10 protein-coding genes and 2 pseudogenes are annotated in these 11548 nt (G+C 69.3%); 9 read left to right on the top strand and 3 right to left on the bottom strand.

Features of this window, described 5'->3' with window-relative positions:
- Window positions 1–115: 115 nt before the first annotated feature.
- Both ACFU8Q_RS32910 and ACFU8Q_RS32905 read left to right on the top strand, forming a co-directional pair.
- Window positions 116–1072: a pirin family protein gene (locus ACFU8Q_RS32910; protein WP_384461188.1), complete on the top strand. Its 957-nt coding sequence runs from the start codon at window positions 116–118 to the stop codon at window positions 1070–1072.
- A 50-nt stretch (window positions 1073–1122) separates the two neighbouring features.
- Window positions 1123–2205: an AI-2E family transporter gene (locus ACFU8Q_RS32905; RefSeq protein WP_384461185.1), complete on the top strand. Its 1083-nt coding sequence runs from the start codon at window positions 1123–1125 to the stop codon at window positions 2203–2205.
- Between the two features lie 245 nt (window positions 2206–2450).
- On the opposite strand, the pseudogene ACFU8Q_RS32900 reads toward ACFU8Q_RS32905, so the two are convergent.
- Window positions 2451–2718: pseudogene (locus ACFU8Q_RS32900) on the bottom strand (phosphatase); the annotation flags it as partial.
- A gap of 196 nt (window positions 2719–2914) precedes the next feature.
- Here ACFU8Q_RS32900 and aspS point away from each other — a divergent pair.
- Window positions 2915–4699: an aspartate--tRNA ligase gene (gene aspS / locus ACFU8Q_RS32895; protein WP_384461182.1), complete on the top strand. Its 1785-nt coding sequence runs from the start codon at window positions 2915–2917 to the stop codon at window positions 4697–4699.
- Window positions 4700–4844: 145 nt separating this feature from the next.
- Window positions 4845–5186, top strand: coding sequence for a hypothetical protein (locus tag ACFU8Q_RS32890; RefSeq protein WP_384461179.1), 342 nt, complete (start codon window positions 4845–4847; stop codon window positions 5184–5186).
- Between the two features lie 46 nt (window positions 5187–5232).
- Here ACFU8Q_RS32890 and ACFU8Q_RS32885 read toward each other — a convergent pair whose 3' ends face one another.
- The gene (locus tag ACFU8Q_RS32885; protein ID WP_384461176.1) at window positions 5233–5679 is read right to left on the bottom strand and encodes an ATP-binding protein; all 447 of its coding nucleotides are present in this window, start codon (window positions 5677–5679) and stop codon (window positions 5233–5235) included.
- A 203-nt stretch (window positions 5680–5882) separates the two neighbouring features.
- On the opposite strand from ACFU8Q_RS32885, the gene ACFU8Q_RS32880 reads away from it, so the two are divergent.
- From ACFU8Q_RS32880 to ACFU8Q_RS32865, 4 genes are all read left to right on the top strand, one after another.
- The gene (locus tag ACFU8Q_RS32880) at window positions 5883–6746 is read left to right on the top strand and encodes a helix-turn-helix domain-containing protein (protein ID WP_384461174.1); all 864 of its coding nucleotides are present in this window, start codon (window positions 5883–5885) and stop codon (window positions 6744–6746) included.
- 11 nt (window positions 6747–6757) lie between these two features.
- Window positions 6758–6955, top strand: coding sequence for a DUF397 domain-containing protein (locus ACFU8Q_RS32875; RefSeq protein WP_384461171.1), 198 nt, complete (start codon window positions 6758–6760; stop codon window positions 6953–6955).
- Window positions 6956–7028: 73 nt separating this feature from the next.
- Window positions 7029–7961, top strand: coding sequence for an intradiol ring-cleavage dioxygenase (locus ACFU8Q_RS32870; RefSeq protein WP_384461168.1), 933 nt, complete (start codon window positions 7029–7031; stop codon window positions 7959–7961).
- Between the two features lie 225 nt (window positions 7962–8186).
- Window positions 8187–9026, top strand: coding sequence for a L,D-transpeptidase family protein (locus tag ACFU8Q_RS32865; RefSeq protein ID WP_384461165.1), 840 nt, complete (start codon window positions 8187–8189; stop codon window positions 9024–9026).
- A 144-nt stretch (window positions 9027–9170) separates the two neighbouring features.
- On the opposite strand, the gene ACFU8Q_RS32860 is transcribed toward ACFU8Q_RS32865, so the two are convergent.
- Window positions 9171–10742, bottom strand: a complete 1572-nt coding sequence (locus tag ACFU8Q_RS32860) for an SMI1/KNR4 family protein (protein ID WP_384461162.1) — start codon at window positions 10740–10742, stop codon at window positions 9171–9173.
- 453 nt (window positions 10743–11195) lie between these two features.
- Between ACFU8Q_RS32860 and ACFU8Q_RS32855 the strand changes: the two are divergent.
- Window positions 11196–11548, top strand: a pseudogene (locus tag ACFU8Q_RS32855) (hypothetical protein); the annotation flags it as partial.

Genomic DNA, 11548 nt, shown 5'->3' with positions numbered 1-11548 from the left:
GCCAGGTACGGGCCCCTTCTCGTCGTGGTGGCCGGGGTGCGGGAATGAATGTCGCCTTGCGGGATGTTCACCATTCAACTAAATTGAGCTCAGGACAATCCCGGAGGTGGCTCCCATGCCCGCAGTGACCGTCGAAAATCCGCTGACCCTGCCCAAGGTCGCCGCCTCGGGCGACGCCACGGCCCGTCCCGTGCTCGCCGTCACCACGGCGCCGAGCGGGTTCGAGGGCGAGGGCTTCCCGGTTCGCCGCGCGTTCGCCGGGATCAACTACAAGTACCTCGACCCGTTCATCATGATGGACCAGATGGGTGAGGTGGAGTACGCGGCCGGAGAGCCGAAGGGCACCCCCTGGCACCCGCACCGCGGCTTCGAGACCGTCACGTACCTGATCGACGGAACCTTCGTCCACCAGGACTCCAACGGTGGCGGCGGCACCATCCGCAACGGCGACACCCAGTGGATGACCGCCGGATCCGGCCTCCTGCACATCGAGGCGCCGCCGGAGTCCCTCGTGATGTCGGGCGGCCTCTTCCACGGCCTCCAGCTCTGGGTGAACCTGCCCAAGGCCGACAAGATGATGGCCCCCCGCTACCAGGACATCCGCGGCGGTCAGGTCCAGCTCCTCGCCTCCCCGGACGGCGGCGCGCTGCTCCGTGTCATCGCCGGTGAACTCGACGGGCACGAGGGCCCGGGCATCACGCACACCCCGATCACGATGATCCACGCCACCGTCCGCCCCGGCGCCGAGGTGACCCTGCCGTGGCGCGAGGACTTCAACGGACTCGCGTACGTCCTCGCCGGACGCGGCACCGTCGGCGCGGAGCACCGCCCCGTCCACATGGGGCAGACCGCGGTCTTCGGCGCCGGTTCCTCGCTGACCGTCCGCGCGGACGAGAAGCAGGACGGCAACACCCCGGACCTGGAGGTCGTCCTGCTCGGCGGCCGTCCGATCCGCGAGCCGATGGCGCACTACGGACCGTTCGTGATGAACAGTCAGGCCGAACTGAAGCAGGCCTTCGAGGACTTCCAGGCCGGTCGCCTCGGTACGGTGCCCGCGGTCCACGGAATGTGACACTCGTGGACGGAGTGGACATCACACCTGCACCGTGATCGGGTGGGAGGGTGCAGACCCCGAATCCCCTCCTGCCCGACGGCGCGCGGCGCGCAGCCGCATGGTGCGGTGTCGTTCTCCTCGTCACCGGGGTTGCCGCCGTCGCGGTCTGGCTGTGCATCATCTTCAAGACCGCGGTCACGCCCGTGCTGCTCGCGTTGCTCGGTACGGCACTGCTCGGACCGGTCCACCGCCGGCTCACCAGCCGCGGAATGAACCGTTCGCTGGCCGCGGGGCTCACCTGCGCCCTGCTCGTCGCGGTGGTCGGCGGTGCCGGTTACATCGTCGTCACCGCGCTCGTCGACACCGGCGACCAGATCCTCCGCTCGCTGAAGGACGCCGCGCAGTGGGTCGTCGACCATTTCGGGATCAGCAAGCAGACCAATGTGAACGACCTCGTCGCGAACGCCCAGAAACTCGTCCAGAAGTTCGGCGCGAGCGCGGCGGGCGGGCTCCTCTCCGGGATCAGCCTGATCGGCTCGCTGATCGCGACCAGCGTCCTCGCCCTCCTGCTGACCTTCTTCTTCCTGCGCGATTCCGACAAGGCCGCGAGCCTCGCCCACGCGATCGCCCCGCGCGGTACCGGGGACCTGGTCGAGGCCATGGGACGGCGGGCCTTCGAAGCCGTGCAGGGCTTCATGCGCGGCACGACGTTCATCGCGCTGATCGACGCGGTGTGCATCACCGTGGGCCTGCTGATCCTGAGAGTGCCGGGCGCCGTGGGGCTCGGTGCGCTGGTCTTCGTCGGCGCCTACATCCCCTACCTCGGGGCGTTCCTCTCCGGCGCGGTCGCGATCCTGGTCGCGCTCGCCGACCGGGGATTGGTGATCGCACTGTGGGCGCTGGGGGTCGTGCTCGCCGTACAGGTCCTGGAGGGCCATGTGCTCCAGCCGATGATCCAGAGCCGTACGGTCCAGATGCACCCGGCCACCATCATGATCGCGATCACCGCGGGCGCCAGTGTGGCGGGCCTGCTGGGCATGCTGCTCGCGGTGCCGGCCTGCGCGGCGGCCTTCGGCATCCTCGGCGAACTACGCGGAGAGCGTCCCGACGGTCCGGCCGGTGTTCAGCCTTCCGGGCCGTCCGGCGTTTGACGGGGTGGCCGGCCCCTTTCCGGACCACGGCGACGCGGTCGGCCCGTCCGGCGTTCGACGGGGTGGCCGGCCCTTTCCGGACCACGGCGACGCGGTCGGCCCGTCCGGCGTTCGACGGGGTGGCCGGACCCTTCCCGGACCACGGCCACGCGGTCCGGCCCGTCCGGCGTTCGAAGGCGGAACCGTTCACCCGAAGAGCCCGAGCCCGACGGCCCGGCTCGCGGCGGTCCGCCGGCGGCCCCGTCGCGCAGTACCCGGCCGTGTTCGTCCACGATCCGCAGCCGGGCCTCGGCGAGGGTGCCCTCGGCGACTGCGAGATTCACCACCTCGTAGATCTCGTTCCGGTCGACCGGATGAAAATGGGAACGCACCGCGGACTCACCGAAGACACCGGCCGCGGCGGGCAGCTCCGAGCAGCCGGGCCCCCTCCGCATCGAGCGTGACCGTCCCGGCTGCGTTGTCCCAGTGCCACAGACCGGTCGCGGTCGCGGCCAGGACGCCCTCGGTGTGCATTGCCCCACTTTAAGAAGATCTGCTCCGTGAACGCCGCCGAGGACGGTGGTCCGGCCCCCTCCAGGCAGGGGCCGCCGCCCCCTCCGCCCGGTGCCGGATGATCTTGAAATGTCAATGTCAATGATTTGGTGCGGGTGCGGGCGGTAGCCTGGGGAGGCTGAATCCACCCCGAACCGCGAAGACTGGATGAACGAGAATGCATCGGTACAGGTCCCACACCTGCGGCGAGCTCCGCGCCTCTGACGTCGGCACCGACGTCCGGCTGAGCGGCTGGCTGCACAATCGCCGAGACCTGGGCGGCATCCTCTTCATCGATCTGCGCGACCACTACGGTCTGGTGCAGCTCGTCGCCCGTCCCGGCACCCCCGGCAACGAGGCCCTGGCGAAGCTCACCAAGGAGACCGTCGTACGGATCGACGGCAAGGTCTCCGCGCGCGGCGCCGACAACGTGAACCCGGAGCTCCCGACCGGCGAGATCGAGATCGAGGTCACCGAGGTCGAGGTGCTGGGCGAGGCCGCCCCGCTGCCCTTCACGATCAACATCGAGGACGGGGTCAACGAGGAGCGGCGCCTGGAGTACCGCTTCCTCGACCTGCGCCGCGAGCGCATGCACCGCAACATCATGCTGCGCTCGGCCGTCATCGCCTCCATCCGCGCCAAGATGGTGGCTCTCGGATTCAACGAGATGGCGACCCCGATCCTCACCGCGACCTCCCCCGAGGGGGCCCGCGACTTCGTCGTCCCGTCCCGCCTGAACCCGGGCAAGTTCTACGCCCTGCCCCAGGCCCCGCAGCAGTTCAAGCAGCTGCTGATGATCTCCGGCTTCGACCGCTACTTCCAGATCGCGCCGTGCTTCCGCGACGAGGACGCCCGCGCCGACCGTTCGCCCGGCGAGTTCTACCAGCTCGACGTCGAGATGTCGTTCGTCGAGCAGGAGGACGTCTTCCGGCCGATCGAGAAGCTCATGACCGAGCTCTTCGAGGAGTTCGGCAACGGCCGCCACGTCACCTCGCCGTTCCCGCGCATCCCGTTCCGCGAGGCGATGCTGAAGTACGGCAACGACAAGCCGGACCTGCGCGCCCAGCTGGAACTGGTCGACATCTCCGACATCTTCGCCGACTCGGAGTTCAAGGCGTTCGCCGGCAAGCACGTCCGCGCCCTCCCGGTCCCGGACACCGCCGGCCAGTCCCGGAAGTTCTTCGACGGCCTCGGCGACTACGCCGTCCAGCACGGCGCCAAGGGCCTGGCCTGGGTCCGCGTCGGCGAGGACGGCGGCCTCACCGGCCCGATCGCCAAGTTCCTCACCGAGACCGACATCAAGACCCTCACCGAGCGTCTGTCCCTCGTCCCCGGTCACGCGGTCTTCTTCGGCGCGGGCGAGTTCGACGAGGTCTCGAAGATCATGTCCGCGGTCCGTGTGGAGGCCGCCAAGCGCGCCGGCCACTTCGAGGAGGGCGTCTTCCGGTTCTGCTGGGTCGTCGACTTCCCGATGTTCGAGAAGGACGAGGACACCGGGAAGATCGACTTCTCCCACAACCCCTTCTCGATGCCTCAGGGCGGCATGAAGGACCTCGATGAGAAGGACCCGCTCGACATCCTCGCCTGGCAGTACGACATCGTCTGCAACGGCATCGAGCTGTCCTCCGGCGCCATCCGCAACCACGAGCCCGACGTGATGCTCAAGGCCTTCGAGATCGCCGGCTACGACCGCGAGACCGTTGAGCACGAGTTCGCGGGCATGCTCCGCGCCTTCCGCCTCGGCGCCCCGCCGCACGGCGGCATCGCCCCGGGCGTCGACCGCATCGTGATGCTCCTGGCCGACGAGCCCAACATCCGCGAAACGATCGCCTTCCCGCTCAACGGCAACGCCCAGGACCTGATGATGGGCGCCCCGACGGAGCTGGACGAGTCCCGCCTGCGCGAGCTGAACATCCAGCTCCGCAAGCCGGCGGCATCGGCGAAGGACAAGACGGAGAAGTAACCGCCCGTTCCCTTCTCGGGCTCACGTTCCACGTGAAACAGCCCCCGGCCACGACGGCCGGGGGCTGTTCGCCGTCTCCGGCGGGCGTACGGGGGCGAAGACGGCAGCGGACTCGTAAACCGTCGACGCCGAGCAGGTCGAGGAGGTGGAGCGGGACATCGCGGGTGATCCGGACGCTGGGCGGGTCGGTCACGTCACCGCTGCGCAGCGTCAGCTCGCCGAGGTGGTGGAGGATCATCCGGCCGGTGGGTCGTGCCCGGCGGTTGTCGGGGTAAAGGCCGGTCGTCGTCTGCTCGGGGCCCAGTGCACGCCTGACCTGGCGTTCGATCAGGCAGAACGCCATCAGGGCCAGGCAGATCACCTGGATCAGGGCGGCGACGCGATGGTTGTGCTGCCGCTGCTCGCCCAGACCGTCGGGCATTCGTCGCCGTCCGCGATGGGGTCCATACCTGGGACACGTTGTTTGAGCGCCACCCTTGACGGATAAACCGGTCCACGGCGGGCAGCTGTGGTCGCCGATCTGATAACTCAGGCTAGGCAGAGGCAAGTTCGCACCAGACGAACTTGCCGGACTCGCCGGTGCTGCTGAGCTGATACCAGCCCCAGCCGTCCGTGCAGTTGCGGACGAGATCGAGGCCGCGCCCGTTTTCGGCTTCTGTGGATGTGGATGTGGATGTGGATGTGGATGTGGGTGCGGAGAGCGGTGGCGCCGGCGGGGTGGGGTCCGCGTCCCAGACGCCGATGCGCAGTACGCGGCCGGCCCAGCGCAGGCGTAACGCGGCCGGGCCCTTGGTGTGGCGTACCGCGTTGCCCACCAGTTCGGTGGCGACGAGTTCGGCGGTCTCGGAGAGGGGCAGTAGGTCGTGCAGCGTGAGGATGAGGCGCAGGGTGCGGCGGGAGACCGTGACCGCGCGGGGGTCGTGGGGGATGTAGAGCGTGTATTCCCAGGGGGCGTCGGTGCTCGTGGGTGAGTTCGGCATACGGGAACTCCGGTTCGTGCGTGAGGGGCTGTGGGCGCGGCGGTCTGTGGGCGGTGGCATGTCGTACCCGTCATGGCATGGCGGGGCGGTGCGCTTCCGGGGTCCCGGTGTTTCGCAGCGTGTGCGGCACGTCACTGAAGGTAGGGGTAAAGCTTTCCCCCGGTCAAGCGTGACTGTGATACTCGTACGGTCAACTCGCCTGAATGGGAGGCAACATGCCCGGTAGGAGCGTCATCACGGCACGCCAAGAACGGTTGGGGGCCGAGCTGCGCAAGCTTCGGGAGCGGGCGGGTCTGACCGGCCGTGATGCCGCAAGGGCCATGGGCGTCGCCGAGAGCAAGATGTCCAGCATGGAGGCGGGCCGGGTCGGTGTCAGTGCTGCACGCGTGCGCCACCTGGCCAGCCAATACGCGTGCGAGGACGCTGCACTGATCGATGCTCTGGCCGGCATGGCTGTCGAGCGCGTACGCGGATGGTGGGAGGAATACCGGGAACGGGTTCCCTCCGGGTACCTGGACCTGGCCGAGCTTGAGCATCATGCCGCGTGGGTGAAGAACTTCGAGACCGTGCATGTGCCGGGGCTGCTACAGACGGAGCAGCAGGTCCGGGCCATCTTTGCCGCAACCGTGCCGGCACTGTCCGAGGAGGAATTGGCGGTGCGGGTGAGGTTCCGGCTGAGGCGGCAGGAGGCCCTTGCCGAGGGGCAGATGGGCCACTACGAAGCGGTGATTCATGAAGCCGCTCTCCGGATCAGGGTTGCTGACGTCGAGGTCGCACGAGGTCAGCTTCTACACATCCTGGACCAGTCCGAACTGCCGCACGTGACGGTACGGGTCATCCCTTTCGACCTGGACGGGTTCGCAGGAATAGGTGATCCCCTGGTGTATGCGGGTGGGCCCGTGCCATCGCTCGACACCGTTCTCATGGACACCCCGCACGGTGGTGCCTTTCTGGACGCGCAGGCGCAGCTCCACCGGTACCGCGAGGTCGTGCGGAAGCTGGAGGCGGTCTCCATGGGCGCCATAGAGTCGAGGGACTTCATTCATCGCCTCGTGCGGAGCATGTGAAAGGTCTCGTCATGACAAAGGGCATCGCGTGGCAGAAGTCCTCGTTCTCCGGCGGCGGCGACTCGGCCAACTGCGTCGAACTGGCTGTCACCGACGGCCGGATACGGCTCCGCGAGGGCGATGACCCCGGTACGGAGCTGGTGGTCACGGCCGTGGCTTTCGCCGGGCTCGTTCGGGATGTCAAGGGCGGGCGGCTCGGCCGGGTGTGATGGCCGCGGTCTCACAGCAACGCACAGCCTGCGCACACGCCACTCCCAACTTCCCTGTCTAGCCGCGCCGTTCATGACTGAGACTCAAGGGCCCGCGCACAAGAAGGACATGACGCGACGCAGGATGGTGCTCGCCGGAGGCGCGGCGATCGTGGCCGCCGGGATCGGGGCCGGTGCCGTTGCCAGTGCCTCGGCCGACGAGGAAACGACCGGTGCCAAGAAGTCCGGAGGTGGATCGGGCGAGGAGTGTTACCGGCTCACCTCGGAGACCACCGAGGGGCCGTACTACATCGACGCCGACAAGTTCCGGAAGGACATCACCGAGGACAAGGAGGGCATCCCCCTCACCCTCCGGCTCAAGGTGATCGACTCCGGCACCTGCAAGCCGGTCGCGCACGCGGCCGTCGACATCTGGCACTGCGACGCGCTGGGGATCTACTCCGGGTACGAGGCCATGAGCTCCGGCGGGCCCGGCGGCCCCGGCGGTGACGGTACGCCTCCCAGCGGTATGCCGACCGACGCACCCACCGACGCACCCACCGGAGCGCCCCCGTCCGGCGGGCCCGGCGGCGGGGGTGGCGGGCACAGTGAGCCCACCGACGACGAGCGGTACCTCCGGGGCACCCAGCTCACCGACAAGCACGGGTACGTGGAGTTCCGGACCGTCTTCCCGGGCTGGTACCAGGGGCGCTGCGTGCACATCCACACCAAGGTGCACGTCGGCGGGAGGATGACCGACGCCGGGTACGAGGGCGGCCACACCTGCCACACCGGGCAGTTCTTCTTCGCGGAGTCCGCGGTCCTCGACTCGGCGGAGATCGAACCGTACTCGACGAGCACCACCACCCGTACCACCCTCACCGAGGACACCATCTACGACCAGAGCGGGGTCACGGGCGGGCTGATGAAGCTCGCGTACCGCAAGCGCCACATGGCGCGGGGTGTCGTCGGCTCGATCACGATGGGTGTGGACCCGGACGAGACGCACGACGGCACGGATCTCTGACCTGCCCTCAGGCCTCCGTTCCCGCACGGGCGGGAAGGGCCCGGAACCTACACGACCGACTTGGTTCCGGGCCTCTTTCATGTGCGTGTCCGGCGGGCGGTACAGCCGTATGGCCCACGTGCGGATTCGCGTATCGGCGACGCGGCGTTAACTGGGTTCGGCGGGACGAAGCGTAACGGGGACCCCGCCTGTGCCGTCTTCACCCACGACCGCTGAGGAGTGCCCGTGTCCGCGAACCGTCCATCGGCCGCCCGGCGTCCCCCGTACGCCGTCTATGCAGGAACGTTTCTGCTGCTCACCGCCTGTGGCAATACCTCCGAGACCGCCACAGGCGCCCACGAGGTCCGGGCGGCGGCCACGGCTTCCGCCGGTGTCGCGGGTCCACAGGCCGCGGGGGAACGGGGGCGGGCCGCCCTCGTTCCGTACGCGGGACGGGCCGCTCCCGGTCCGTACGCGCCACGCGTCCTACCCCGTGAGATCCCCGCGCTGGGGTGGCGCACCAGGGGCGAGATCCCGGCGGACTCCCGGCAGGCGCTCGTCGTCACGGGCACTTCCTACAACTCCAGCCTGTCCACCGCGGTCCTCTATACCCGTGACGATCCCGCGAAGGGCTGGCGCGCGGCCACGGACCGCTGGCCGGCCCACAATGGCCTGAAGGGCTGGACCGACGAGCACTGGGAGGACGACCTGCGCACCCCGGTGGGGGTCTACGGGCTGACAGCGGCGGGCGGTCGCTTCGCACCTCCGCAGACCGTGTTCCCGTACGAGCAGCGCCCGGAGTTCGCGGTGAGCGGTGAAGGGTTCGACGGAGAGGCCCTGGAGGGTTCCTTCGACTATGTCGTCGCCGTCGACTACAACCGGGTCCCCGGCGCCTCCCCGCTGGACCCGGTGCGCCCGCTCGGCAAGGAACGTGGTGGCGGCATCTGGATCCATGTGGACCACGGCGGTCCGACCCAGGGCTGCATCTCGCTCCCCAAGAACCGGATGAGGGAACTGCTCCGCATCCTCGACCCGGAGAAGAAGCCGGTCGTCGTCATAGGGGACACGGAGGCGCTGGGGAGGTGAACCGGGATACCGGCGGCGCGCCGCCCACGCGTTCGGTGGGCTCCCACGGGTTCGGTGGGCTTCCACGGGTTCGGTGGGCTTCCACGGGTTCGGTGCGCTCCCGCATGGTCGGTGCGTTCCCACGGGTTCGGTGCGCCGGCGCTTTCACCCGTCGACGGAATTGAGGGTGCCGGTGACGCGGAGAGCGTTCTCGGTGGTGAGCCCGAGGCGGGCTGCCCAGGCGAGGGCTTCGTCGAGCGTGGCGTCCGCGTCGGCCAGGCGGGCGGCGGTCAGGGTGGGTGGCACTGCGCCCTCGGTCAGCAGGGTCGTCCACTGGCGTCCGGTGAGGGAGAGGTAGCGCAGGCCCGTCAGGTCGGCCAGGACTGTCGGGTCAGCGATGTCCGTTCCGGAAAGATCGAGGCCGCGCAGGTGGGGGACGGTGCGCAGCGGAGCGAGATCGGCCGGGACGGTGGTGGTCAGGTCGAGAGAGGCCAGGTGGGGGTGGCCTTCGAGCGGGGTCAGATCTCCGCCGTCGAGGGTGACGCGCACGGACTCGACCGGCAGTTCGCGCACCGGCCTCAGGTCGCTGGTGGTGGAGCGGTTGAGGTGCAGTCGTCGCAGGCCGGTGGCGGCGGTGAGTGGCGCGAGGTCGACCGGGCCGGTGGCGTCGTTGATGTGGATGGCCTGGAGGGTGGGCGGGACCTCGTCGGGAATGGCGCCGATGATCTGCTGGGGGGCGGGCTCGCGGGCGGGTTCGAGCAGGGAGATGTGGTCGCCGTGCTTCTCGTATGCGCCTTGGTCCAGCAGTTCCAGGTAGTGGCCGAGGAGTGAGGTGATCGAGTCGGCGACGTAGGCGGGCCCGTCGTCGTAGTCGCGGCCGGTGCGGATGACCTGGCCGGGGCGGCCGCACCGGGCCGGGGCCGTGTCGACTGCCAGGTAGTTGCCGTCCTCGCTGGTGGCGAAGCGCAACCAGCCGGGGTGACTGCCGCAGCGGCGTACGGAATCGGCGGGGGTCGTGTCGAAGACGACCGCGTCCCATTCCAAGTCCCAGCCGAACCACGGCCGTTCGCCAGAGCCCCAATCGGTGGTCTCGTCGACGAGGCTCTCCAGTGACAGCCAGGCGTTGCCCTGGAACAGATAGCGGTTCTCGTAGCCGATGCCGTCGCCGTTGACCATCAGGTAGAGCGACCGCAGGTCGGCGGGCAGGCGGCGGCCGAGGCGGCGTTCGGCGTCGTCGATCGCGGCGGCGGTGGCGGGCGGGGGCAGTTCGTCGGGGTGTCCCAGGATCGCGGCGCGCTTTTCGAGGTAGGCGCGGAACCGGGCGACGGCCAGTTCGGCGTCGCCTGCCGGTGCCGCGGTACCGGGCTCCTGGTCCAGGCCGGGCTGAGGCAACCGGTAGTCGGGATCCAGGACCACTTGGAAACCGCTGCCCATCCCGGTCACCCGGGTGAGGGCGTCATGGAAGGCGACGAGCCGGTACTCCCCGGACGGCCGGCACCGGATCTCCAGGCTGACGGGTGCCCAGCCGTGGTCCTTGCGCAGTGTCTCCGCCAGTGCCATGAGTTCCGCGTAGGGGTTGGGTACGTCGGCGCCCCAGGAGTCCCCTCGCGGGAGGTAGTGGCCGGCCACCGAGGTGCCGCCCCGCCCTGCCCGGCCGTGTAGTACTGCCTCCGTCCAGCCGCTCGGTGCGTTCGCGACGATCGCCTCGACTATGGGCCGTACCGCCTGCTCCACCATGCTCTGCTCCCGTGCTGTCGACGTTGCCGGGCATCATGGCAGTGCTCACTGACATCGAGCAGCCGTACGCCCGTATGTCCGTGTGCCCGAGGCCTCATCCCGGGATTCCTGACGACATGTACGGGAATACGGCGTACCACCGTCGGCAAATCTTCGCAGGAGCACCACAAGGGCTGCGCACCACGTTCGGCGGGTGCCGTTAGCGTTACTGGCCGCTCGACCCGCGTGCGAACGTGAAACAGGTCGCCGGGACCCGGCGGCGCAGTCAGCACAGAAAGATCGCAGATGGACTACTGCTCCACGTGCCGCCGGAATCTCAATGGGGCACTCGTGTGTCCAGGGTGCGGTGCATACGCTCCGGACATCGCCCCACCTGCCCGACGCTTCCACGGCACGGTCGCCACTATCGCGGCGGCGGGGGATGCCTGGCGTCCGGAGGAGGTCCCCGCTTCGGTGTCCTACCTCGGCATTCATCGCTCCGATGCGGCACCGACGGGTGGCGGCGCGTTCGAAGACACGATGTCGGGCGCGTCGGACACCGTGTCGGGCACTGAATCGGTCGCTGCGGCGGGCACTGAATCGGGCACTGAATCACTCAGCGGCTCCGAAGGAGCCGTCCCCATCGGTACCGGTCAGGGCCGGGCGGCCCGGCGCCGGCAGCTGGCGCGCTGGAAGAAGCACCGGCGTCGGGCCCTGGCCGCGACGACCATTGCTCTTGTCGGTGGCGGCCTGACCGTTGCCGCGATGCCGACCACCAGGCCTTCGGCCGGCCACACGCAGGCGGCCTCACCGCCGGACCCGGTGAC

The organism is Streptomyces sp. NPDC057543 (genome assembly GCF_042801895.1).
Classification (GTDB): domain Bacteria; phylum Actinomycetota; class Actinomycetes; order Streptomycetales; family Streptomycetaceae; genus Streptomyces.
This window is presented reverse-complemented; position numbering and strand designations above follow the sequence as displayed.